Source organism: Actinomadura physcomitrii (assembly GCF_008923205.2).
GTDB lineage: Bacteria > Actinomycetota > Actinomycetes > Streptosporangiales > Streptosporangiaceae > Spirillospora > Spirillospora physcomitrii.
The window spans coordinates 83,459-107,162 of the sequence record NZ_WBMS02000010.1 but is presented as its reverse complement, the minus strand read 5'-3'; the positions used below and the strand labels follow the sequence as shown (position 1 = coordinate 107,162).

Below are 23,704 nucleotides of genomic sequence, written 5' to 3'. Positions count from 1 at the left end.
GTCGAGGTATGGCGGAACTTGCTGTTTCTTCGGACATCGCCCCGGTGGCGGCGCTGCTCGCGGATCGGGCGCGGGCGGCGATGCTGACGGCTCTGCTGGACGGGCGTCCGCTGGCGGCGGGGGAGCTGGCGCGGACGGCGGGGGTGAGCGCCCAGACGGCGAGCGCGCATCTGGCGCGATTGCTGGAGGCGGGCTTCGTCACGGCGGTGAAGCAGGGCCGGCACCGGTACTACCGGTTGCAGAACGCCGAGGTGGCGCAGGTGATCGAGGCGCTGTCGCGGATCAGCCCGCCGGTGCGGGTGCGGAGCCTGCGGCAGTCGCGGGACGCGCGGCGGCTGCACGAGGCGCGGACGTGCTACGACCATCTGGCGGGCGAGGCCGGGGTGGCGCTGTTCGCGGCGCTGCTGGACGGTGGTCTGATCGAGCCGGACGGCGCGGAGTCGTACGAGGTCACCGAGAAGGGCGAGGACCGGCTGGGGGCGCTGGGGCTGGACGTGCCGGCGCTGCGCCGGGCGCGCCGCCGGTTCGCGTGGCACTGCCTGGACTGGACGGAGCGGCGGCCGCATCTGAACGGGGCGCTGGGCGCGGCGCTGACGGACCGGATGATCGAGCTCGGCTGGTTCGAGCGGGGGCCGACGCGGCGGGCGCTGCGGGTGACGGACGGCGGCCTGAAGGGCCTGGCGGATTCGTTCGGCTGCGTGCTGGCCTGAGGACCGGCCGCCGGCCGCCGGGCGGCGGGGACGCGGCCCGCGTCTGGAGGTGTTCGCCATGCGGGTTCGTCCCGCTTCGGCGAATGTCGTGGTGAGGCCAGGGGCGGTGGTTCGGCCGATGAACTCGAAACCCGTGCCCTGGGGGTCGTACTGTGGGGCACGTCGGCTGGGGTGACGCGGAACGGTGCGAGGCCGGGCTGAGAGCGCCCGGCCATGGGGAGGTGGCTTCGGGTGACGGGGCAGGCCCGCGACGGGCGGGCCAGGATCTGGCTGAACGGCGAGATGGTCGATCCGGAGCGGGCCGTGGTGTCGGTGTTCGACCACGGCATGCTGGTGGGCGACGGGGTCTTCGAGACGGTGAAGGCCGCGCACGGGGAGCCGTTCGCGCTGACGCGGCACCTGCGGCGGCTGGCGGCGTCGGCGGCGGGCCTCGGGCTGCCGGAGCCGGACGGCGACGCGCTGGCGCAGGGGGTGCTGGAGGTGCTCGCGGCGGCGCCGAAGTGGCCGCTGGCCCGGATCCGGATCACCTACACGAGCGGTCCGGGGCCGCTGGGCTCGGCCCGCGGCGACGCGGGCCCGACGGTGTCGATCATCGTGGACGAGCAGGCGCCGTTCCCGGCCACGGGCGACGTGACGGTGGTGCCGTGGCCGCGCAACGAGCGGGGCGCGCTGGCCGGCCTGAAGACGACGTCGTACGCCGACAACGCGCTGGCGCTCGCCTACGCCAAGGAGCGCGGCGGCGGTGAGGCGATCTTCGGCAACCTCGCCGGGAACCTGTGCGAGGGGACGGGCAGCAACATCTTCGTCGTGATCGGCGGGCGGCTGGTGACGCCGCCGCTGTCGTCGGGCTGCCTGGCGGGGGTGACGCGCGCGCTGGTGCTGCAGTGGTGCGGCGGCGAGGAGGAGGACGTCCCGCTGGAGGAGCTGTACCGGGCCGAGGAGGCGTTCCTGACGTCGACGACCCGGGACGTGCAGCCGATCCGGGCGGTGGACGGTACGGTCCTGCCGGAGGCCCCGGGCCCGATCACCGCGAAGGCGATGGAGGCGTTCGCGGCGCGGTCCGCCGAGCTGATGGACCCCTGATCAAGAAAACGATCTCCTGGGTCTTTACGTGATCGCCGTCTTCGGTGACGTTAAGTGGTGACGCTTCCAGGAGGTCACCCATGGTCGGCTCCCGCAGGGACTTCTCCAGAAGGCGGATCGGCGCGGCGGCCGCGCTCGTGCTGGCGGGCGCGGCGCTCGCCGGCTGCGGCGGCGGCGGATCCTCGACCGATCCGAATCGCGGCAAGGACGCCAAGAGCTTCACCCTCACCGTCACCCGGAACGCGATCGCGGGCGGCAAGAACGCCGGCGAGGCCGAGTGGCTCACCGGCACCGTCATCCCGAAGTTCGTGGCCGCCGAGAAGGCCAAGGGGATCACCGCGAAGGTGACCTTCCGCGGCCAGGGCGTGGACGACGAGGCCTACAAGACCAAGCTCGCGCTGGACCTGAAGTCGCGGTCCGGGGCCGACATCATGGACATCGACGGCATCTGGGTGGGGGAGTTCGCCCAGGCCGGGTACATCAGGCCGCTGAGCGAGGCGGTGGGCGCCCCGGCGGACGCCTGGGACGGCTGGTCGCAGATCCCTGGATCGGTCCAGCAGCTGGCGCTGTTCGACGGGAAGAAGTACGGCATCCCGTCCGGCACCGACGGGCGCCTCCTGTACTTCAACAAGAAGCTGTTCGCGCGGGCGGGCCTGCCGGCGGACTGGCAGCCGAAGAGCTGGCAGGAGATCATCGCGGCCGGGCGCGCGCTCAAGCGGCTGCCCGGCGTGACCCCGATCCAGCTGGACGCGGGCACCGCGATGGGCGAGGCGACGAGTATGCAGGGCGCGCTGCCGCTGCTGGCCGGGGCGGGCGCGCAGATCTACCAGAACGGCAAGTGGACCGGCGGCGGGCAGGCGCTGAAGAGCGTCCTCGGCCTGTACGCGCAGATCTACGGGTCCGAGAAGCTCGGCGACCCCGAGCTCCAGCAGGAGGCGAAGGGCCGCGACAAGTCGTTCGAGGAGTTCGCCGCCGGCAAGATCGGCATCCTGGCGGAGGGCGACTACCTCTGGCGCGACGTCCTGAACCCCAAGGACGGCGTCGCGAAGATGAAGACCCGCGACACCGATGTCGGGTTCGCGCTCATCCCGGCGGTCTCGCCGGGCAAGGGGGTGCGCGGGCAGTCGTTCGTGAGCATGTCGGGCGGGCCGCTGACCGTGCTGAACCCGAACACCGAGTATCCGCAGCAGGCGTTCGAGTTCATGGAGTTCATGAACTCCGCGGAGATGGTCAAGGCGCGCACCGCGGGCACCCCAGAGATCACCTCCCGCACGGACGTGAACAAGCAGATCCTCGCGGGCGACCCGCTGCTGACGTTCGTCTCGGAGAAGGTCCTGCCGGTCACGTCCTACCGTCCGGGCCTCGCGGTCTACCCGCAGGTGTCGACGGCGCTGCAGGAGGCGACGGCGGCGGTCGTGTCGGGCAAGAGCCCCGACCAGGCCGCCGCGCAGTACACCAAGAAGCTGGAAGGGATCGTCGGTGGCCCCTCTCACGTCTCCGCCCAGTGAGGCGGCGCGCCGCGGCGGCACCGCCGCGGCGTCCGCCGGCGGGGACGCGGCGGGGCTCGGACGCGGGCGCGCGGCGGCGTTCGTCGCGCCCGCGCTGGTCCTCATCGCCGTGTTCCTCGTCTTCCCGGCGCTCTGGACGCTCTACCTCGGCACGACCGACTACCGGCTGACCGGGATCGCCGCGAGCGAGCCGAAGTTCGTCGGCGCGCACAACTACGGCGACGTGCTCGGCGACGGCGACTTCCACCACTCGCTGTGGCTGACGCTGCAGTTCGTGCTCGGCTCGGCGGTGATCGGGCAGACCCTGCTCGGGTTCGCGATCGCGTGGGTGATGCGCGACCGCAAGGGCCTCGTCCGGCGGGTCGTCGAGGCGCTGGTGCTGCTGGCGTGGATCCTGCCCGGCTCGGTGATCGCCTTCCTGTGGATCGCGCTGCTGGACCGCGACGGCGGCACGCTGAACGCGCTGCTCGGCACGCCCGGCACGGCCTGGCTGATCGACCATCCGATGGCGTGCGTGATCGTGTTCAACGTCTGGCACGGCACCGCGTTCTCGATGATGCTGTACGGCGCCGCGCTCGGGAACGTTCCACCCTCGCATCTGGAGACCGCCCGGCTGGCCGGCGCGTCCACCCTGCAGACGCTGCGGGACGCGGTGCTGCCGCGCATCCGCGGGCACGTGCTGACCAGCCTGCTGCTGATCAGCCTGTGGACGTTCAACGACTTCACCCCGTTCCTGATCACCGCGGGCGGCCCGGACCACCGGTCGGAGATCATGTCGGTGTACGTGTACCGGACCGCGCTCGGCGACGGCCGCCTCGGCTTCGGCGCCGCGATCTCGCTGGTCATGATCCTGATCAACCTGGTGATCGCGCTGGTCTACCTGCGCGCGCTGCGCGAGCGGGGCCGCCGCGAGCCGCGAGAGGCGGTGACGGCGTGAACCCGGTCGTCCGCGAGGCGCTGCGCAGGATCGGCCTGGCCACGTTCGTGTCGGCCGTCCTCGGGTTCTTCGCGCTGCCGCTGCTGTGGCTCGCGTTCACCCCGTTCGACGCCAACCCCGGCATCGCCGCGTCCCTGCCCGACTTCACCCTGCACAACTTCAAGATCCTGATGGACAACCCGTACGCGCTGGAGTCGATGCGCAACTCGGTGCTGCTCGCCGCCGGGACGGCGCTGCTCGTCGTCGTCTGCGCGGCGCTCGCGGCGTACGCGCTGAGCCGCGTCCGGGTGCCGGGCCGGGACGCGCTGCTGTACGTCCTGCTCCTGCTGTCGTCCATCATCACCGGGACCGCGGCGATGGTGCCGATCTTCCTGCTGGCCTTCAACCTGCACCTGATCGACTCGCGGCTCGGCGTGGTCCTGGTGCTGACCGGCGGGCTGCTCCCGGCCGCGATCTTCCTGCTGAAGGACTTCACGGACGCGACGCCGACGTCCTACGAGGAGGCCGCCCGGGTGTTCGGCGCGTCGCCGCTGCAGATCCTGCGGCACGTGGTCGTCCCGGTGATCCGTCCCGGCCTCGCGACGGTCGGGGTGTGGACGGTCGCGCAGGTGTGGGGCGACTTCCTGATGCCGTTCCTGCTGCTGCGCAACCCGGACAAGGCCCCCGCGTCCGTGATCATGTACACCTTCTACACCGAGGGCGGCCAGCCCGACCTGCCCCTGATCTCCACGTTCTCGCTGCTGTACTCCCTGCCGGTCGTGGTCATGTACCTGTTCGTGAGCCGCCGGTACGGGTTCCGCTTCCACGGAGGGATCAAGCGCTGATGGCGGCCATCACCATTTCGGAGCTGACGAAGGTCTATCCGGGCGGCGTGCGGGCCCTGGACGCGCTCGACCTCGACGTGGCGGACGGCGAGTTCTTCGCGCTGCTCGGCCCGTCCGGCTGCGGCAAGACCACGCTGCTGCGGACCGTCGCGGGGCTGGAGGCCGCGACGTCCGGGACGGTCGCGCTCGGCGGCGCCGACGTGACGCGGCTGCCGCCGGGCCGCCGCGACGTCGGCATGGTGTTCCAGGACTACGCGCTCTTCCCGCACATGAGCGTCCTGGACAACATCGCCTACCCGCTGAAGATCAAGAAGCGCTCCAAGGCGGACCGGCACGCGCGCGCCGCCGAGGCCGCCGACTACCTCGGCCTGGAAGGGCTCGGGAAGCGGCGTCCCGGCGAGCTGTCGGGCGGCCAGCAGCAGCGGGTCGCGCTGGCCCGCGCCCTGGTCGCCGAACCGCGGATCTTCCTGCTGGACGAGCCGCTGTCCAACCTGGACGCGCGGCTGCGCCTGGAGGCCCGCACGTTCCTCAAGCGGCTGCAGAAGGAACTGGCCGTGACGACCGTGTTCGTCACCCACGACCAGGCGGAGGCGCTCGCGCTCGCCGACCGGATCGCCGTCATGGACAAGGGCCGGATCCGGCAGCTCGGCACGCCCACCGAGGTGTTCCGGCGCCCCGCGAACCTGTTCGTCGCGTCGTTCATCGGCTCCACGCCCATGAACCTGCTCCCCGGACGCGTGGAGGGCGATCACGTCGTCGCGGCCGGCGCTTCCCTGCCCCTGCCCGACGAGGCGCGCGCGCTCGCGGCGGGGGAGGAGATCGTGTGCGGGGTACGACCCGAGTACCTCGACTACGGCGACCGCCCGGTCGACGGCGCGTTCGCCGGGCGGGTGTCGGTGGTCGAGCACCTGGGCGGCAGCGCCCTGGTGACGCTGGACGTGGAGGGCGAGCCGGTGCACGTCGTCGTGGGGGAGGGGCGCGAGCCCGCGCCCGGCGACGAGGGCTGGGCGCTGCCCCGGCCCGGCCGCGTCCTGCTGTACCGCGACGGCGAGCTGGTGACCGCGCCCGGCGCGTCCGAAGTGCCCGAACCGAGGATGGCCCCGACCGGGAAGGAGAACGCATGACCGTTCATCGGGGGACATGGACCCTGGAAGACCGCCTCGAGCAGGGGCTGCGGGAACTGCCGTTCGACGTCCCGGCCGGGACGGCCGCGGTCACCGTGGAGCTGTCGTTCGACGGCGGCGTCATCGACCTCGGCTGCGGCGGGCCCGGCGGGTTCCGCGGGTGGTCCGGCGGCGCCCGCCGCCGGTACACGGTCGCCGCGGACTGGGCGACGCCCGGCTACCTGCCCGGCGAGCTCGAACCGGGCACCTGGCACGTCTGGCTCGGCCTGCACCGGATCCCGCCCGGCGGCGTCCCCTACGAGGTCACGGTGACCACGTCGGCGTCGCCGCAGCCGCGTCCGGACGTCCCGGCGCCGCCGCCCCGCCCCGAACGGCCGCCGCGCCGCGACCTGCCCGCCCCGTCCGGGATGCGGTGGCTCGCCGGGGACCTGCACTCGCACACCGTGCACAGCGACGGCACGCTCACCGTCCACGAGCTGGCCTGCCTCGCCGCGTCGCGCGGCCTGGACTACCTCGCGGTCACCGACCACAACACCGTCAGCCACCACCCCGAGCTGCCCGCCGCCGGCGCGCACGCGGGCGTCCTGCTCCTGCCCGGCCAGGAGGTCACCACCGACCTCGGGCACGCCAACGTGTTCGGCGACACCGGCTGGGTCGACTTCCGCCGCCCGAGCGCCGACTGGGCCGCGTTCGCGGACGCGCGCGGCGGGCTGATGTCGATCAACCATCCGCTCAGCGGCGACTGCGCGTGGCGCCGCCCGCTGCCGCCCGAGTCCCGGCCGCGGTTCGCCGAGATCTGGCACCCGTCCTGGTGGGACCGGCGCTGGGGCGCCCCGCTCGCCTGGGCGGACGTGTGGCGGCCCACCGGGGTCGTCCCGCTCGGCGGCAGCGACTTCCACGACCCCGCGCAGTTCAAGAACCTCGGCGAGCCCGTCACCTGGGCGCTCACCGAGGACGACCGGGTCCTCGACGCGCTCGCCGCCGGGCGGGTGGCGATCGGCGCGGGCCCGGACGCCCCCGTCCTGCTGCGCGTCGAGGACGACCTGATCGCGCTGGACGCCGACGGCACCGTCCTCGTCCGGCCGGACGGGCGGCGCCTCGCGGTCCGCGGCGACAAGGTCCGGGTCCCGGCGGAGGGGCCGGGGATGCACCGCCTGGAGTCCCACGAGAACGAGGTGATCGCACTGTGCGGGTAGTGGCCCCCGAGATCGTCGTCGTCCCCCACACCCACTGGGACCGCGAGTGGTACCTGCCGTTCCAGCGGTTCCGGCTGCGGCTGGTGTCGCTGATGGACGGCGTCGTCGACCGCATGGAGGCCGACCCGCGCTGGCGCTTCACCCTCGACGGCCAGATGGCCGCCGTCGACGACTACCTGGAGATCCGCCCCGAGCGGCGCGAACGCGTCGCCGCGCTCGTCCGGGACGGGCGCCTCGCCGTCGGGCCCTGGCAGATCCTGCACGACGAGTTCCTCTGCTCGGGGGAGAACATCGTCCGCAACCTCGAACTCGGGATGCGCCGCGCCGAGGAGCTGGGCGCGGCGATGATGGTCGGCTACCTGCCCGACCAGTTCGGGCACTGCGCGCAGACGCCGCAGATCCTGAAGCTGGCCGGGATCGAGCACGCGTGCGTGTGGCGCGGCGTCCCCGACCGCGTCCGGACCCGCTCGTTCGCGTGGGAGGCGCCGGACGGCACCGCCGTCCGCACCCAGTACCTGCCCGAGGGCGGCTACGGCAACGCCGCGTCGATGTTCGAGGACTTCGCGGACGGCGCGTCGCTGCTGCCCGGCCGCGCCGCCGGGTTCGCCGAGGCGATGGGCCCCTGGTACCCCGGCGGCGGCCCGCTGCTGGCGATGTACGGCGCCGACCACACCGCGCCCGCCGCCGACCTCGCCGACCGCGTCGGCGGCGCCGCCGCCCCGATGCGGCTGGACACCCTCGCCGGGTACTTCGCCGGCCAGGACCCGTCCACGGACGGCCTGACCCGGGTGCGCGGGGAGCTGCGCTCGCACGCCCGCGCCAACATCCTGCCCGGCGTGATCTCGGTGCGCCCCCGGCTGAAGCAGCTGATGGGCCGCGCCGAGCGGCTCGTCGAACGGTACGCCGAACCCCTCGCCGCGCTCTGGTACGCGGGCGACGCGCAGCGGTTCCTCGACCTGGCCTGGCGGCGGCTCATCGAGGTGAGCTGCCACGACTCGGTCACCGGCTGCGGCAGCGACGAGACCGCCGAGCAGGTCGCCGCCCGGATGGCCGAGGCCGAGCAGCTCGGCCGCGCCGTCTGCGACCTGGTCACCGCCGAGCGCGCCGCGGCCGTCCCGCTCGGCGCGCACCTGGTCTTCAACCCGGCGCCGGACGCCCGGACCGGCCTGGTGATCCTCGACGTCCCCGGCGGCGGCGAGCCGGGCCTGCAGACGGGCGACGGGCGCCCGGTGCCGGTCCAGGTCCTGGAGACCGCGCCGACCGTGCTGGACGACGCCGTCCACCCCGCGTCCGCGCTGCCCGTCCTGCTGGAGCGGGTGTACGGGCGGGTGCTGTTCGGGCAGGAGATCCGCGACTGGTCGGTGTCGCGGGACGACCGCACGCTCACCTTCCACGTCACGGCCCGTGCCGCCACCCCGTTCGACATCGGCGACGTCCGGGCGGCGCTGGACGGCGCCGAAGGGGAGTGGCGCGTCCGGATCCTCGCCGACCCGCGCCGGACGGTCGCGGCGCTCGTCGAGGCGCCGCCGCTCGGGCTCGTGACCGTCCGGCCCGGCGGTCCCTCCGCGTCTCCGGACATTCCGGTCACCGCCGGCGGGAACGTCCTGGACAACGGGCTGCTGCGCGCCGAGGTCCGCGACGACGGCACGGTCGGGCTGCGCACGCCCGGCGGCGTCGTGGCCGAGGGCATCGGCCGGATCGTGGACGGCGGCGACCTCGGCGACTCCTACAACTACGCCCCGCCCGCCGCCGACCGGCTCGTCGGCGACCCGGTGTCGGTCCGGGTGGAGCCGATCTGGGACGGGCCGCTCACCGCCGCGGTCGACATCGTCCGGACGTACCGCTGGCCCGCGTCCGGCGACGTCGCGCGTGATGCCCGCGCCGAGGCGGAGGAGGACGTCACCGTCGTCACCCGCGCCGAGCTCCGCGCTGGCGAGCCGTTCCTGCGGCTGCGCGTCACCTTCGACAACCGGTGCGCCGACCACCGCGTCCGGCTGCACATGCCGCTGCCCCGGCGGGCGGAGTCGTCGTTCGCCGAGGGGCAGTTCGCGATCGTCGAGCGCGGGCTGACGGCCGAGGGCGGGTTCGGGGAGCGGCCGCTGCCGACCTACCCCGCGAACGGCTTCGCCGCCGCGGGCGGCCTCGCCGTCCTGCTGGAGCACGCCACCGAGTACGAGGTCACCGGCGGCGGCCGGGAGATGGCCCTCACCCTGATGCGCTCGGTCGGCTACCTGTCCCGCGACCGCAACGCCTACCGCGACCAGCCCGCCGGCCCGCAGCTGCCGACCCCGGGGGCCCAGTCCCGCGGCGAGCGAACGGTCGCGATGGCGGTCATGCCGTACGACGGGGACCGGCCCGGCGACGCCGTGGTGGCCGCCGCCGAGCGGTACCGGCACGACCTGCTCGCCGCCGCCGGCTACGGCCCCGCCGACGCGCCCGCCCCGCCGTCCCGGGACGGCCTGTCGATCACCGGCCCCGGCGTCGCCATGACCTCGCTGCGCCCGCGCGGCGGCGGATGGATCGAGGCCCGGATGGCCGCCGAGACGCCCGAGCCCACCACGGCGGTGCTGCGCGGGGCGTTCACCGAGGCCGCCCGCGCCGACCTGCGCGGACGCCCCGGCCTGCCGCTCGATGTGCACGAAGGCACCACCACGCTCGCGCTGCGCCCCTGGGAGATCGCCACCGTCCGCCTGCGGATGCGCTGAGGCCGGGCGGCGGCGAATCAGCGGGCGGCCTCGGCCGTCCCGCCCTCGCGCTGCCGCCCGCCCGCCTCGCGTGCCTCGTGCGGCGCCGGCTCGGCGAACCCGTCCGGACGCGCCGCGGCCGCCGCCATCGCCGCGCCCACGATCCCGGCGTTGTTCACCAGCCGCGCCGGGACGATCGGCGCCCGCACGCCCTCGATCAGCGGGACGAACCGGTCGGCCTTCTTGCTCACCCCGCCGCCCACGATGATCAGCGACGGCGAGATGAGCACCTCCAGCCGCGCCATGTACTCGCTCAGCCGCCTCGCCCAGTGCTCCCAGCCGAGGTCGTGCTCCTCGCGCGCCTTCGCCGACGCCCGCACCTCGGCGTCCTTCCCGCGGATCTCGATGTGCCCGAACTCGGTGTTCGGCACCAGCACACCGTCGGTGAACAGCGCGCTGCCGATGCCGGTCCCGAGCGTCAGCACCACCACCGTGCCCTTGCGGCCGCGTCCCGCGCCGAGCCGCATCTCCGCCACCCCGGCCGCGTCCGCGTCGTTGAGCAGGGTGATCTCCCGCCCGGTGGCGTCCGCGATCAGCGCGGCCGCGTCCAGCCCCACCCAGTCCCCGGACACGTTCGCCGCCGACAGCGTCACCCCGTCGATCACCACGCCCGGATAGGTGACGCCGACCGGGCCGTCCCAGCCGAAGTGCTCCACCACCTCGGCGAGCACCTTCGCCACCGCGTCCGGCTTGGCCGGCCGCGGCGTCGCGATCCGGTGCCGGTCCTCGGTGAACGCGCCGGTGGCCACGTCGACCGGCGCCCCCTTGATCCCCGACCCGCCGATATCGATCCCCAGCATCCGCATGCTCATGACCTTTCTGTGCCCGTCCGGCGGCCAGGGTAGGCCGTGAAGATCGTGATTCGTCCGCGGGAAACCCTTATGCCGGGCGCGCGCCGCGGTCAGACTGGGGACGTGAACGACTTCGATCTCCTCGTCCTCGGCTCGGGGCCCGGCGGGCAGCGCGCGGCCATCGCCGCCGCGAAACTCGGCCGCAAGGTCGCCGTCGTCGATCGCCGCGAGATGATCGGCGGGGTCTGCATCAACACCGGGACGATCCCGTCCAAGACCCTCCGCGAGGCCGTCCTCTACCTCACCGGCCTCAACCAGCGCGAGCTGTACGGGCAGAGCTACCGGGTCAAGGACGACATCACGGTCGCCGACCTCGGCATGCGGACCCAGCACGTCATCGGCCGCGAGACCGACGTGATCCGCAGCCAGCTCGCCCGCAACCACGTCACCGTGCTGCCGGGCGTCGGCCGGTTCGTCGAGCCGAACGCGGTCGCCGTCTCCGGTGGCCGCGAGCCGGGCGGCCGGGAGCAGAAGGTCACCGCCGACAAGATCGTGATCGCGACCGGGACCCGCCCGGCGCGCCCGGACAGCGTCGCGTTCGACGAGAAGACGATCATCGACTCGGACGGCATCATCCATCTCGACCACGTCCCCGAGACGATGGTCGTGGTCGGCGCCGGGGTGATCGGCATCGAGTACGCGTCCATGTTCGCCGCGCTCGGCACCAAGGTCACCGTGGTCGAGCGGCGCGACCGGATGCTCGAGTTCTGCGACCTGGAGATCGTCGAGGCCCTCAAGTACCACCTGCGCGACCTCGCGGTCACCTTCCGGTTCGGCGAGACCGTCGCGTCCGTCGAGCGGATGGCGCGCGGCGCGATCACCGTCCTGGAGAGCGGCAAGCGGATCCCCGCCGACACCGTGATGTACTCCGCCGGGCGCCAGGGCATGACCGACGACCTGCAGCTGGAGGCCGCCGGGCTCGCCGCCGACCACCGCGGCCGGATCAAGGTGGACGAGCACTACCGCACCGCGGTCCCGCACATCTACGCGGTCGGCGACGTGATCGGCTTCCCGTCCCTGGCCGCCACGTCGATGGAGCAGGGGCGCCTCGCCGCGCACCACGCGTGCGGCGAGCCGGTGTCCGACATCATCGACCTGCAGCCGATCGGGATCTACACCATCCCGGAGATCAGCTTCGTCGGCCGCACCGAGGACGACCTGACCGCGGCCAAGGTGCCCTTCGAGGTGGGGGTGTCGCGCTACCGGGAGCTGGCCCGCGGCCAGATCATCGGCGATTCCTACGGGATGCTCAAGCTCCTGGTATCGCCGGACGACCGCCGCCTCCTGGGTGTGCACGTGTTCGGCACCGGGGCCACCGAACTGGTGCACATCGGGCAGACGGTCATGGGCCTGGGCGGCACCGTCGACTACCTGGTCAACGCGGTGTTCAACTACCCCACGCTGGCCGAGTCCTACAAGGTCGCCGCCCTGGACGCGATGAACAAGATGCGCCACATGGCCCGGCTGAGCGAGTGATCACGACGGCCAGAGCAGGTTCTCCAGCTCGTCGTCGATGTCGATGAACTCGCTCTCCTCACCGGCCGGGACGGCCAGGTAGGTGCGGTGCAGGAAGTCGGCGAGCGGCGGGAGCGGCACCTCGAACAGGGCGTCGCCGAACGGCGACGACAACGCGATGTTCAGGGTGCCGTCGTCCCGGGCCGGCCAGACCTCGACGTCCCCGTCCCCGACCTTGCGCACGATCCCCACGGTGAGCAGCTCCCGTGCGAAGATCCACTCCACCGGCTCGTCGTCGCCCACATAGAACGCCATCCGGATCGCGTACGGGTCGTCGGCCGCGTACTCCAGCCCGGCGAGCAGGGGAACGCTCGTGCGGTCGGGGACGACGAGACGAAGGCCCAACTCCGCTGAGACTGTGGTACTGCTGTTCATGGCCATTCCCTCTTACGTCGGTCCCGCTGGCTCGCGGGGTGCTCCGGTGAGTGCTTCTCCCTCACACGGATGTCCCCCCGATCTATGACGCCTAACTGCCGCGGCGCGGTCCGACATTCCAGGGCCCCCGGCCGTTGTGATCCATCTCACGCTCGCAAAACCGGCTTCTGACCTGCACAAAAGCGGATCTTCGCCAGTAGATCGACTTCTGCCCGAGCCGGGTAGGCTCTCAGTATGAGGCGGCGATCTCCCGGCCTAGGGTAAAACTGTGACAATTAATCATGAAAAGGATGCTCCACCGGGCGAACTCGGCCGCGTGAAGCGCTTCCGCGAGTCCATCCGGCGCAATCCCGTCCTCAACACCGCCTGGCGTGCGGGCGTCTTCGCCGTCGGCGCGACCGTCCTCGCCGGCGGCCTCGTCATGATGGTCACCCCCGGGCCCGGCATCGTCGGGATCGTCCTCGGCCTGGCCATCCTCGCCACCGAGTTCGCCTGGGCCCAGACCGCCCTCCACCGCGCCAAGGCCGCCGCCGAACGCGCCAAGGAGAAGGCCCTCGACCCCCGCAAGCGACGCCGCAACACCGTCCTCGGCGCCACCGGAGGCGTCCTCGCCGGCGCCGCCGTCATCGGCTACCTCGCCGCCTACGGCTTCGCCCTGCCGTGGAACGTCGAGGACCTCACCTTCTGGAACTGATCCCCGATCACCTAGCGTGACCACATGGATCACGCGCGGACGTTCCGCGAGCGCTGGACGGCTTTCCGGGAGTCCCCGTTCCTTCCCGCCGTCGTCCTGCTGTCCATCCTCGCCGCCGCCGCGGGCTCGTACTGCTACGCGATGGCCAACCCCGCCCCGCGCCACATCCCGATGGCCGTCACCGGCCACGGGGAGTCCGCACACCTCGTCCAGGCCCTCGACGCCGGCCTCGACACGTCCCTCTCCGTCCGCCGCTACGCCACCTACACCTCCGCCCGCGCCGCCGTCCAGGAGCAGCGCGAGTTCGCCATCCTCGTCCTGGAGGGCGACCGCGCCCAGCTCGACCTGGCGGCCGCCGCCGGCGCCTCCGTCTCCCGCCTCCTCGCCCAGGCCGCCCCCGTCGCCGGCCGGAAGACCGGCATCCCCCTGACCGTCCGCGACATCAAGCCGCTCCAGCCCACCGACCCCCAGGGCCTGGCGATCTTCTACGTCTCGCTCGCCTCGGTGATCATCGGCTTCGTCGGCGCCATCCAGCTCAGCGCGCACGCCCGCGCCCTCAACGCCGGCGAGCGCATCTGCTTCATCGCCGCCTACGCCGTCCTCGGCGGCCTGTCCATCTGCGCCGTCGTCGACGGCCTCCTCGGCGTCCTCGACCTGCCCTTCCGCGACTCCTGGGGCATCTGCGCGCTCACCATGTTCACCAGCGGCATGGTCTTCACGATGTTCAACACCCTCGTCGGCCGCTGGGCCATGATCCCCACCTGGGGCCTGATGGTCCTGATCGGCAACCCGTCCTCGGGCGGCGCCGTCTCCTGGCCCCTCCTGCCGTCCCCCCTCGGCCTGATCGGCCGCTGGCTCCCGCCCGGCGCGCCCGTCAACGCCCAGCACACCGCGATCTACTTCCACTCCCACCAGCACGTCCTGCCGTTCCTCGTGCTGGCCGCCTGGTCCCTCGCCGCCACCGCGATCTTCGTCGCCTGGCGCCACCGCCACCCCGGCGGCCGCGACACCGCCCCCGCCCGCGCTCGATGAGCGAGCACCCTCCAACATGCGCTAGAGTTTCCGACGTCGGAACGCCCCGCAGGGCGTCCCGCCGGGGCGATTAGCTCAGTGGGAGAGCGCTTCGTTCACACCGAAGAGGCCACTGGTTCGAACCCAGTATCGCCCACCCCGTTTCAGCAGGTCAGGCAGGGTCTCGGAGATCACTCCGGGGCCTTTTTCGATCTTCAGGCCGCTCCGGGAGCCAAACGGGGAGCCACCGCTCTCAGACCTACGCCGACTCGCTCCGACCGAAGACTGAGCTTCGATGGCCGACAAGTGTCTGCCCGCCTCCGATGTCCTCACGGCCCGTCCTGAGCGACCCTATGATCGGCTGACCGGGGGGCGAGCCGCGCGGCCAGGGATGACGCGAGCGGTCGTGATCCCGTGGGATCAGTCTTCGCAGGCGTCGGCAAGGATCTTGGGCAGCAGGCCCCCGTGGCTGAGCCAGGCGGCCTCGGCCTGCGTCTCGACACGCCCTCGAAGAGGAACTTCCGCCACGGTGCGGCCATTTCGTAGCACCGTGAGCGTGGCCAGACCTCCCGGGCGTGAAGCCTGCCGCACGCCGGCCAGATCCAGAGTCTCGTCGCCGTCCAGTTCGAGTTCCACGCCTGCGGGAAGCTCGAGAGGAAGCACGCCCATGGCCACCAGGTTGGTGCGGTGGATGCGTTCGAAGCTCCGGGCGAGGACGGCCCGGACGCCCAGCAGGCGAGTGGCTTTGGCGGCCCAGTCGCGTGCGGAGCCGGCGCCGTACCGCTCCCCGGCGATCACGACGAGCGGCACTCCGCGCGCGGCGTACCTGGCCGCCGCGGCATGGACCGGCATGATCTCGTCATCGGGGAGGAGACGAGTGACACCGCCTCCGCTGCCCGGGACGAGCAGGTTGCGCACATGGGGGTTGGCGAAGGCTCCTCGGAGCATCACGTCGTGGTTGAGGCGCCGCGCGCTGAAGCTCGCCAGTGAACGCGCTGGGACGCCCTGTGCCATCAGCCATCCGCCGGCCTCGGAACGCGAGCTGATGCGGGAGACGGGGGAGATATGGTCGGTGGTGACCGCGTCGCCCAGGACGAGCAGCGGGCGGGCCCCACGTAGGTCGTCTTCGATCTGGGGCCGGCGCAACCCGGGATCCAGGAAGGGCGGCCGCCGGATGAAACCGGCCTCCCCGTCCCAGTCGTAGTCGGGCGAGCTTGGAGGGGCGGCTCCCTCCCAGTCGCGGATGAGGTCGTCGAGAGAGCGGTCGGGTCCGGTGTTCGCGTGCGCGATCACCTGATCGATCTCGGCGTCGGACGGCCACAGGTCCGCAAGATGAACGGGGCGGCCGTCGTCGTCATGAGCGAGCGGTTCGTTCTCCAGGTCCGTGGTGACCGTGCCGGCCAGCGCCAGTGCCACGACCAGCGGTGGAGAGGCCAGGTATCCGAGCCGGGCCAGAGGGTGGATCCGGCCCTCGAAGTTGCGGTTGCCCGACACGACCGCGGCGACGCGCAGATCGCCCTCGACCACGGCCGCCTCGACGGCGGGGTCCAGCGGACCGGAGTTGCCCATGCAGGTCGTGCATCCATGCCCGACCACGTGGAATCCCAGCCGGTCCAGATGGTCCTGCAAGCCGGTGGTGCGCAAGAGCCGCGACGCGGCGCGCGAGCCGGGGCTGAACGAGGTCTTCACCCAGGGCGGAACCGCCAGGCGACGGTCGGCCGCGTTGCGAGCGAGCAGCCCCGCCGCGGCGAGGGCGCGGGGGTTCGCGGTGTTGGTGCAACTGGTGATGGCCGCGATCACCACGTCACCGTCCCGGACCTCGTGGCCGTTGCGGTCGGTCGCGGGCACGGGCGCCGTGGCGGGAACCTGGGAGAGCGTGAGCCGCTCGTCGGGCCGGCGGGGTCCGGCGACGGTGGGCCGCACCTCCGTCAGGTCGAACTCGATGACCTCATCGAACTCGGGATCGGCCGACTCGGCTGTGCGGAGCATGCCCTGCGCCACCAGGAAGGAGCGGGCGAGCGCGACCTGCCGCGCGTCGCGTCCGGTGCTCTCCAGATAAGAAAGGGTCTGGGCGTCGGCCGGGAAGAAGGCCATCGTCGCACCGTATTCGGGTGCCATGTTCGCGATGGTTGCGCGGTCCGGCACCGGCAGCGCCGCAAGCCCGGGGCCGCAGAACTCGATCACCTTCCCGACCACGCCGTGCTCGCGAAGCAGGGCGGTGAGCGTGAGCGCCACGTCCGTCGCCAGCACCCCGGGACGCGATGATCCCTTGAGCCGCACGCCGATGACCTCGGGGACGCGCATCATGACCGGTTCGCCGAGAGCGGTGGCGGTGGCCTCGATGCCTCCGACGCCCCAGCCGAGGACCGCGAGTGCGTTGATCATGGTGGTGTGGCTGTCGGTGCCGAGCACCGAGTCGAACCCGGCCACCGTCCGGCCGTCCTCGGGACTCGACAGCGCCACCGGTTGGGCGATCACCTCGAGATTGAGCTGGTGGCAGATACCGGACCCGGGCGGGAACACCCGCAGCCCCGGCATGCGCGTCTGCGCCCAGCGCAGGAAGCGGTATCTGTCGGCGTGCCGGTCCATCTCCCGTGCGAGGTTGCGCTCGGCGGAGTCGGGAGCGCCCCAGTGGTCGACTTCGACGGCATGATCGACGATGAGGTCCATCGGCAGGCGGGGCTGGACGCGTCCGCGGTCGCCGCCTCGCGCGAGGACGGCGTCCTGGAGCGCGATCAGGTCCGCCGCCACCGGGAGGCCCGATGCGTCCTGCAGCATGATCCGGCGCGGCAGGAACGGCACGGTCGCAGAGCGGTCCCGTGCGGTCACCGCCCTGACGTGATCGAGAACGGCACGATCGTCGGCGCCCTGGCGCAGCAGGTGCTCGACGAGGATGCGGAGTACATGGGGGAGCCGGGACAGCGGCCCGGCGCCTTGTGCCTCGGCAGTGGGCAGACTGAAGTGGTCGACCCCCTCTGCCCCGGGCATTGGGCTTCTTGCGAATGTCATCGCGCTTCCGGTACGTCGCGGTCAGGCGGCCCCAGATATGGAGCCAGCAGTGGTGGAGGAAGCGGCCCCTTGATGCGCCGACCGCTCTCCCGCTCCTCCCAGGCGTGCGCGAGGATGCCGACGGCTCGCGAGAGCACGAACAGGCCGCGGCCCAGTTCCGGCGCGAAGCCCAGTTCGCTGTAAACGATGGCGGTGGCGCCGTCGATGTTCATGGGAACCGGACGGTCCCGCCCCTCTGAGAGCCGTCGCTCGATCTCGAGCCCGATCTGCAGGAAGTCCCCGTCCGCGGCGCCGTCCGCGATGGCTTTTTCGACGGCCGACATCAGCGGGTCGCGGCGCGGGTCCCGCCGGTGGAAGCGATGCCCGAACCCTGGCATGTAACGCCGATCTCTGCGCAACTCCACGAGGAGTTCCTCCACGGCTTCCGCCGTGGTGGCGCCGGCCGCCGTGCGTTCGCGGGCCTCGGCCAGGAGCGCCATGCATTGCTGTCCTGCTCCACCATGGACGTCTCCGAGCAGCCCGACGCCCGTGGCGACCGCGCTGTTGAGGCCGACGCCACAGGTCGCCGCCATGCGCGCGGCGGCGATGGAGGGCGCCTGGGGGCCGTGGTCGACGGCGGCGACCAATGCCGCCTCCAGCAACGCGGACTGGGCGCGGGAGGGCAGTTCGCCGCGCAGCAGGAGCCAGACCATGTCGATGAACGACGCGTTCCCGATGAGCTGCTCGATGGGGTAGCCGCGCATCCGGATGATGTCGGGCGCGATGTCGGAGATCCCGGTCGCCCACCACCCGGTCACGCGGTCCTCGGGGACGTCGGTCATACGGCGCCCTCCGCGCGCAGCGCGACGATGTCGTCGGCGGTGTAGCCCACGGAGCGCAGTACCTCGTCCGTGTGCTCGCCGAGCCTGGGCGGCGGAGAAGAGGGCACGAGCGCCTCGCCGTCGACGTGGACGGGGGAACCGAGCAGGGTCAGATCGCCCCCCGAAGCGGCGGGGGAGGGCATTCGGTGCGTGAGCCGCCGGTGCGTGACCTGCGGTGAGCGAAGGGCCTGCGGGACGGTCAGCACGGGGGCGGCGGGAACACCGGTCGGGAGAAGGATCTCGTCCCATTCCTCGGCGGTCCTGGTCCGCAGCGTCTTCTCCAGCTCATCGCGCAAGGCCTCGCGGTTGGTCTTGCGGTCTTCGCGGGTGGCGAAGCGCGGGTCGGCCGGCAGATCGTGCCGACCGAGGACCTCGCAGAGCACCTCGAACTGCTGCTGCTTGTTGGCGGCTATGTTGAGCTTCCCGTCCGCGGTGTCGAAGGTGCCGGACGGCGCGGCCGTGCGGTTCTCGTTGGCCATCGGAAGCGGCTCGCGGCCGGCGACGAGATAGTCCGAGACGACCCAGCCCATGCCCGACAGAGCCGCGTCCAGCATGGAGACGTCCAGGTAGGCGCCCTGGCCGGTGCGGTGCTGCCGCACCAGCGCGGAGGCGATGGCGAAGGCCGCCGCGAGGCCTCCGACGCTGTCGCACACCGGGTAGCCGACGCGCAGCGGTGCGCTCCGCGGCGAACCGGTGACGCTCATGATGCCCGACAGCCCCTGAATGACCTGGTCGTACGCGGGGCGCTCGCGCATCGGACCGTCGGCGCCGAAGCCGGACAGCGCACAGTAGATGAGGCTGGGGTTGATCTCGTGCAGCCGGTCCCGTCCGAATCCCAGCCGCTCCAGCACTCCGGGACGGAAGTTCTCCAGCAGGACGTCCGCCCCGGCGACCAACCGGGCGAAGACCTCGCGGCCCCCGGCGGATTTGAGATTGACCGTCACCGACCGCTTGCCGGCGTTCTGCGCCAGGAACGACACCCCCAGGTGCTCGCCGCTGAGACCGGGATGGGCGCCGAGCTGGCGGGCGAGGTCGCCGGACTCGGGCACTTCGAGCTTGAGCACGTCGGCGCCCATGAGTGCGAGCTGGTACCCGGCGTACGGCCCGGACAAGACGTTGGTCAAGTCGAGGACGCGCACGTTCTCGAGCAGGGGCGAGCCTGCGGGTTCGGCCACGGGGACGTTCACAGGAATGCCTCCACTCTGCCCAGGCCGATCTCGGAGATCCGCGCGGCGGCGCGCATGACCGCGAGGACGTGCCCGGCGACACGGTCGGCCGTGTACCGGGAGGTCGGCCCGCTGGCCGAGAGCGCGGCGACGAGCCGGCCTTGCCGTGTGCGGATGGGCGCCGCGACCGCCGAGGCACCGAGCTCGCGCTCGCCGTGCGACACCGCGTAGCCGGTCTCCGCGGCCGCCGCCGCATGCCGGTGGAGGGCCTCCGCGTCGAGGCGCGGGTCCTTTGCGGCCAAGGCGGCAAGCGTCTGCGGCGGAGCCCCGCCGAGCAGGATTCTCGCCGGCGCCCCGGCGGCGAGGGTCATCGGAACGCCGACGTCCACCACGCTGCGCACGGTGGCGGTGCCCTCCTCCTGCGCGATGCAGACTCGGACGGTGCCCTGCCGGATATAGACGTTGACCGTCTCGCCGCATTCACCGACCAGTTCGCGCATGACCGCACGGGCCTCCGGCGAGACCTCCCAGACGAGCTGAGCCGCCCGCGCCCAGCGCAGGAAACCCGCCCCGAGGCCGTAGGTGCCCTCGCCGGCGGCCGCGACCAGCCCGAGCGGCTCCAGCGTCGCGAGCAAACGCAGCACCGTCGTCTTGGGAAGCCCGGTGAGCTCGACCAGTTCTCGCAGCGGACGTTCCGCATGGCGGGCGTCGAAGAGCTGGAGCAGTTCCATCGCCCGGACGACGCTGCGTACACCCTCCGACCTGGCGGAGCCGGGGTGCGTCGCGATCTCGGTCATCATCCATCCCTCGTCCATCGTGCGGATTAACTATACTATATGGTGGATCTGGACGACTTCGGCGGCGTACACAGGCATCTAGATAACACTCTTATCTGGACAGTGGTTCGACTCAACCGCCCAACGGTCAACCTGGGCGCCCCTCACCCCGGGAAGGCAGGAACACGATGCTCGAGAAGCAGACGGATCTGGTCGTCGTCGGATGCGGTGCGGGCGGACTCGCCACCGCCGTGCGTTTCCTGGAGGCCGCCCCCGGCGCCCGTGTCGTCGTTCTGGAGCGCATGCCCAGCGACCAGCGCGGTGGCAACACCGCTTGGACGGGTTCGTTCTTCCGGCTGGACCCGGCCGGCGACCCCGCGGATGACTTCGAGGAGCGGATGCACGCCCTCAGCGGCGGATTGACCGATAAAGAGATCATCCGTGTCCTCGCCGAGCAGGCCAGGCCCACCATCGACTGGCTGAACGCTCAGGGGGTCGAGACGATCGCCGGACCGACGTACTTCCTGACGTCCAAGGGACCGCGGCTCATGCCCGCAGGTGGCGGTGGCGCGATCGTCGACCGGCTCTGCGCGCGCGTCACCGACCTCGGCGGCGACATCGAGTACGAGGCGACCGCCACCGCCCTTCTTCAGGACGGCGCGTCCGGCGCCGTCACAGGAGTCACAGGTACCACCGGGCCGGCCGGAGAGCCATGCGCATGGCGTGCGCCCACCGTCGTCCTGGCCTGTGGGGGCTTCGAGGGCAGCAAGGAACTGCTTCGCGAGCACCTCGGCGAGGCCGGTCCCGACCTGCCCACCATCACGCCCGGCGGGCGGGCCAACCGAGGCGAGGGCATCGTCATGGGAACCCGCGTCGGCGCCGCGCTCGACGGCCAGTTCGACCGCTTCCACGGCGAGCCGGTCGACCCGCGGTCGCGCTCCGCCGAGGCGCTGGTCATGGTCTATCCCTACGGGGTGCTGGTCGACCACCGCGGAAGGCGATTCGTGGACGAGGGCGCCGACACGCCCGACAACACCTTCGAAGCGGTGGCGTACCGGATCTGGCGCGATGCCGACCAGTTCGCCTTCCTCATCGCCGACCAGAGGCTCATGCGGCAGGACGTCGGCCGCGCCCTGCTGACCGACGTGCCGCCGGTGACGGCGCAGACGCTCGATGAGCTCGCCCGACGGCTGGACGTCGACCCGGGGACACTGCGCACGACGCTGGAGGCGTACAACGCCGCCGCGACACCCGGCGACCTGGACGTGACCGGCCTCGATGGGGTCTCCACCCAGGGGCTGGAGCCGCCGAAGTCCAACTGGGCCCGGCCCATCGACGAGCCGCCGTACGTGGCGTGGCCTGTGACCTGCGCGATCACCTTCACCTTCGGTGGTCTGCGCACGGACGCGGGGGCCCGCGTCCTGACGGCCGCCGGAGACCCGATCGAAGGGCTGTACGCCGTCGGAGAGGTCGCCGGGATCTACCACCGCAGCTACCCCGGCGCGACATCCGTCCTGCGCGCGCTCGCCTTCGGCCGAATCGCGGGTGAACAGGCCGCGGCCCGGGCCGTGATGCGCACCTCCGGCTGACCTCGTCCACGAACACGACCCTGAAAGGCAGAGACATGACGGCCACCGAGAACCCGGACCGCGAGCACTACCAGATGCTGATCGGCGGCTCCTGGACCGATGCCGCGGACGGCGCCCGGTTCGACTCGATCAACCCGTTCGACGGCCGGCACTGGGCGGACGTCCCGCTGGCCGGTTCGGCGGACGTGGACGCCGCCGTCCGTGCCGCCCGCGCCGCCTTCGAGAGGGGGCCATGGCCCGCGACCACTCCGGCGGGGCGGGCCGCCCTGCTCCGGAGGCTCGGTGACCTCATCACCGAGCGTGCCGACGAGCTCGCCCGCGTCCAGGTGCTGGAGAACGGCAAGCTGATCCGCGAGGTCGCCGGGCAGACCAAGGCACTCGCCGGGCACTGCTACTTCTATGCCGGGATCGCAGAGACCGTGCACGGGCAGACACTGGCGAGCAGCGTGCCCAACATGCACGTGTTCACCGTCCGGGAACCGGTCGGCGTCGTCGCCGCCATCACGCCCTGGAACAGCCCGCTCGCGCTGCTGCTGTGGAAGCTGGCCCCGGCGCTGGCCGCCGGGAACACCGTGGTCGTCAAGCCGTCCGAGGTCACTCCCGTGTCGACGCTCATCCTGGGAAGCCTCATCACCGAGGCGGGCTTTCCCGACGGCGTCGTCAACATCGTGACCGGTGAAGGCGGCACCGGGGCGGCCCTGGCACGCCATCCCGGCGTGGACAAGATCGCCTTCACCGGCTCCACCGCGGTCGGCAAGACGATCGCGATGACGGCCGCGGAGCGGCTGGCGCGCGTATCCCTCGAGCTCGGCGGCAAGTCCCCCAACATCATCTTCCCTGACGCCGACCTGCCCAATGCCGTCAACGGCGTCCTGGCCGGCGTCTTCGCCGCCACCGGGCAGACGTGCATGGCAGGGTCGCGCGTGCTCGTGCATCAAGACGTCTACGACGCCTTCGCCCAGGCTCTGGTGGAGCGGACCGAGACCATCAAGATCGGTGACCCGCTCGACCCTGACACCGAAATGGGCACCGTCGCCTGCGAGTCCCAGCACCGCAAGGTGCTCGACTACATCGACATCGCCAAGAAGGAGGGCGCGGCTCTGCTGACCGGCGGCAAGCGGCCGGCCGATCCCGCACTATCCGACGGCCTCTTCGTCGAGCCGACGGTCTTCGGCGGCGTCACCAACGACATGCGCATCGCCCGGGAGGAGGTCTTCGGCCCTGTCGTCGTGCTGATCCCGTTCCGGGACGAGGACCACGCGATCGAGATCGCCAACGACACCCCGTTCGGCCTGGCCGCCGGCGTCTGGACCACCGACGTCGCCCGAGCACATCGCCTGGTGCGTCGCCTCCGCGCCGGCACGGTCTGGGTCAACAACTACCGCAAGACCAATTACATCGCGCCCTTCGGCGGCTTCAAGGAGAGCGGTCTCGGCCGCGAGAACGGCATCGAGGCGATCAACGAGTACACCGAGGTCAAGACGGCCTGGATCGACATGGGCAACACGATCGCGGATCCCTTCAATCCGCGCGCCTGACCCGCGACGGCCCGCGCCTCACCGCCTGCGCGCCCCCAGCCCGCCACCGGCCGCGCTACAGGGTGGACTCGCCAACGCAGGCCTCTCGGGTTGAGAGCCTTCGTCGCATGGGCATGCCGGACGCACTCCGCGCGGCCCGCCCGCGGGCAGGCCCCGCGGAGAATGCGGTCCGGGCTCCGTCCAGCTCTTCGATC

Annotated in this window: 19 protein-coding genes and 1 tRNA gene; 14 read left to right on the top strand and 6 right to left on the bottom strand. The window is 72.1% G+C overall.

Features of this window, described 5'->3' with window-relative positions:
• Positions 1–8: 8 nt before the first annotated feature.
• From F8568_RS14960 to F8568_RS50360, 8 genes are all read left to right on the top strand, one after another.
• Entirely contained in the window at positions 9–710 is a 702-nt protein-coding gene (locus F8568_RS14960) for an ArsR/SmtB family transcription factor (RefSeq protein WP_151594152.1), read from the top strand.
• Between the two features lie 282 nt (positions 711–992).
• Positions 993–1,793, top strand: a complete 801-nt coding sequence (locus F8568_RS14955; protein ID WP_236008779.1) for an aminotransferase class IV — start codon at positions 993–995, stop codon at positions 1,791–1,793.
• Positions 1,794–1,873: 80 nt separating this feature from the next.
• Positions 1,874–3,301, top strand: a complete 1,428-nt coding sequence (locus tag F8568_RS14950; RefSeq protein ID WP_151594150.1) for an extracellular solute-binding protein — start codon at positions 1,874–1,876, stop codon at positions 3,299–3,301.
• The gene (locus tag F8568_RS14945; protein WP_151594149.1) at positions 3,273–4,238 is read left to right on the top strand and encodes a carbohydrate ABC transporter permease; all 966 of its coding nucleotides are present in this window, start codon (positions 3,273–3,275) and stop codon (positions 4,236–4,238) included. The genes F8568_RS14950 and F8568_RS14945 overlap by 29 nt, the downstream gene beginning before the upstream one ends.
• Positions 4,235–5,062 (top strand): carbohydrate ABC transporter permease, encoded by an 828-nt coding sequence (locus F8568_RS14940; protein WP_151594148.1) that lies wholly within the window; start codon positions 4,235–4,237, stop codon positions 5,060–5,062. Before F8568_RS14945 ends, F8568_RS14940 begins: the two co-directional genes overlap by 4 nt.
• Entirely contained in the window at positions 5,062–6,186 is a 1,125-nt protein-coding gene (locus F8568_RS14935; protein ID WP_151594147.1) for an ABC transporter ATP-binding protein, read from the top strand. The genes F8568_RS14940 and F8568_RS14935 overlap by 1 nt, the downstream gene beginning before the upstream one ends.
• A complete protein-coding gene (locus tag F8568_RS14930; RefSeq protein ID WP_151594146.1) occupies positions 6,183–7,382 on the top strand; it encodes a CehA/McbA family metallohydrolase in 1,200 nt (399 codons plus the stop codon). The genes F8568_RS14935 and F8568_RS14930 overlap by 4 nt, the downstream gene beginning before the upstream one ends.
• Positions 7,373–10,087, top strand: a complete 2,715-nt coding sequence (locus F8568_RS50360; RefSeq protein WP_328600884.1) for a glycoside hydrolase family 38 N-terminal domain-containing protein — start codon at positions 7,373–7,375, stop codon at positions 10,085–10,087. Before F8568_RS14930 ends, F8568_RS50360 begins: the two co-directional genes overlap by 10 nt.
• 17 nt (positions 10,088–10,104) lie before the next feature.
• Here F8568_RS50360 and ppgK read toward each other — a convergent pair whose 3' ends face one another.
• On the bottom strand, positions 10,105–10,932 hold the full coding sequence (gene ppgK, locus F8568_RS14920; protein ID WP_151594261.1) for a polyphosphate--glucose phosphotransferase: 828 nt from the start codon (positions 10,930–10,932) through the stop codon (positions 10,105–10,107).
• Between the two features lie 108 nt (positions 10,933–11,040).
• On the opposite strand from ppgK, the gene sthA reads away from it, so the two are divergent.
• Positions 11,041–12,453, top strand: a complete 1,413-nt coding sequence (sthA, locus tag F8568_RS14915; protein WP_151594145.1) for a Si-specific NAD(P)(+) transhydrogenase — start codon at positions 11,041–11,043, stop codon at positions 12,451–12,453.
• On the opposite strand, the gene F8568_RS14910 is transcribed toward sthA, so the two are convergent.
• Entirely contained in the window at positions 12,454–12,867 is a 414-nt protein-coding gene (locus tag F8568_RS14910) for an SsgA family sporulation/cell division regulator (protein ID WP_151594144.1), read from the bottom strand. It lies immediately after the preceding gene.
• 316 nt (positions 12,868–13,183) lie between these two features.
• Here F8568_RS14910 and F8568_RS14905 point away from each other — a divergent pair, with 316 nt between their 5' ends.
• The 3 genes from F8568_RS14905 to F8568_RS14895 all read left to right on the top strand — a co-directional run bounded on the left by F8568_RS14905 (position 13,184) and on the right by F8568_RS14895 (position 14,729).
• Positions 13,184–13,561, top strand: a complete 378-nt coding sequence (locus tag F8568_RS14905) for a PGPGW domain-containing protein (RefSeq protein WP_328600883.1) — start codon at positions 13,184–13,186, stop codon at positions 13,559–13,561.
• 24 nt (positions 13,562–13,585) lie between these two features.
• Entirely contained in the window at positions 13,586–14,593 is a 1,008-nt protein-coding gene (locus tag F8568_RS14900) for an ABC-2 transporter permease (RefSeq protein WP_151594142.1), read from the top strand.
• A gap of 64 nt (positions 14,594–14,657) precedes the next feature.
• Positions 14,658–14,729: transfer RNA gene (locus F8568_RS14895), tRNA-Val, on the top strand.
• A 263-nt stretch (positions 14,730–14,992) separates the two neighbouring features.
• Here the strand turns inward: F8568_RS14895 and acnA are convergent.
• From acnA to F8568_RS14875, 4 genes are read right to left on the bottom strand one after another with little or no spacing between them, the layout of a single operon-like run.
• Complete coding sequence (gene acnA / locus F8568_RS14890; protein ID WP_202124963.1) at positions 14,993–17,560, bottom strand: aconitate hydratase AcnA; 2,568 nt, start codon at positions 17,558–17,560, stop codon at positions 14,993–14,995.
• Between the two features lie 17 nt (positions 17,561–17,577).
• Positions 17,578–18,402, bottom strand: coding sequence for a citryl-CoA lyase (locus F8568_RS14885; RefSeq protein WP_151594140.1), 825 nt, complete (start codon positions 18,400–18,402; stop codon positions 17,578–17,580).
• A complete protein-coding gene (locus F8568_RS14880; RefSeq protein WP_328600882.1) occupies positions 18,399–19,628 on the bottom strand; it encodes a CaiB/BaiF CoA transferase family protein in 1,230 nt (409 codons plus the stop codon). Before F8568_RS14880 ends, F8568_RS14885 begins: the two co-directional genes overlap by 4 nt.
• A complete protein-coding gene (locus F8568_RS14875) occupies positions 19,625–20,422 on the bottom strand; it encodes an IclR family transcriptional regulator (RefSeq protein ID WP_151594138.1) in 798 nt (265 codons plus the stop codon). The genes F8568_RS14880 and F8568_RS14875 overlap by 4 nt, the downstream gene beginning before the upstream one ends.
• A gap of 149 nt (positions 20,423–20,571) precedes the next feature.
• On the opposite strand from F8568_RS14875, the gene F8568_RS14870 reads away from it, so the two are divergent.
• Together F8568_RS14870 and F8568_RS14865 are read left to right on the top strand one after the other, a co-directional pair.
• Positions 20,572–21,972: an FAD-binding protein gene (locus tag F8568_RS14870; RefSeq protein ID WP_151594137.1), complete on the top strand. Its 1,401-nt coding sequence runs from the start codon at positions 20,572–20,574 to the stop codon at positions 21,970–21,972.
• Positions 21,973–22,007: 35 nt separating this feature from the next.
• Entirely contained in the window at positions 22,008–23,510 is a 1,503-nt protein-coding gene (locus F8568_RS14865) for an aldehyde dehydrogenase (RefSeq protein WP_151594136.1), read from the top strand.
• Positions 23,511–23,704 lie beyond the last annotated feature (194 nt).

Coding starts and splice junctions, on each gene's coding strand:
- F8568_RS14960 (WP_151594152.1), top strand. CDS start 9: ATGGCGGAACTTGCTGTTTCTTCGGACATCGCCCCGGTGGCGGCGCTG.
- F8568_RS14955 (WP_236008779.1), top strand. CDS start 993: ATGGTCGATCCGGAGCGGGCCGTGGTGTCGGTGTTCGACCACGGCATG.
- F8568_RS14950 (WP_151594150.1), top strand. CDS start 1,874: ATGGTCGGCTCCCGCAGGGACTTCTCCAGAAGGCGGATCGGCGCGGCG.
- F8568_RS14935 (WP_151594147.1), top strand. CDS start 5,062: ATGGCGGCCATCACCATTTCGGAGCTGACGAAGGTCTATCCGGGCGGC.
- F8568_RS14930 (WP_151594146.1), top strand. CDS start 6,183: ATGACCGTTCATCGGGGGACATGGACCCTGGAAGACCGCCTCGAGCAG.
- ppgK (WP_151594261.1), bottom strand. CDS start 10,932: ATGCGGATGCTGGGGATCGATATCGGCGGGTCGGGGATCAAGGGGGCG.
- F8568_RS14910 (WP_151594144.1), bottom strand. CDS start 12,867: ATGAACAGCAGTACCACAGTCTCAGCGGAGTTGGGCCTTCGTCTCGTC.
- F8568_RS14900 (WP_151594142.1), top strand. CDS start 13,586: ATGGATCACGCGCGGACGTTCCGCGAGCGCTGGACGGCTTTCCGGGAG.
- acnA (WP_202124963.1), bottom strand. CDS start 17,560: ATGCCCGGGGCAGAGGGGGTCGACCACTTCAGTCTGCCCACTGCCGAG.
- F8568_RS14885 (WP_151594140.1), bottom strand. CDS start 18,402: ATGACCGACGTCCCCGAGGACCGCGTGACCGGGTGGTGGGCGACCGGG.
- F8568_RS14875 (WP_151594138.1), bottom strand. CDS start 20,422: ATGGACGAGGGATGGATGATGACCGAGATCGCGACGCACCCCGGCTCC.
- F8568_RS14870 (WP_151594137.1), top strand. CDS start 20,572: ATGCTCGAGAAGCAGACGGATCTGGTCGTCGTCGGATGCGGTGCGGGC.
- F8568_RS14865 (WP_151594136.1), top strand. CDS start 22,008: ATGACGGCCACCGAGAACCCGGACCGCGAGCACTACCAGATGCTGATC.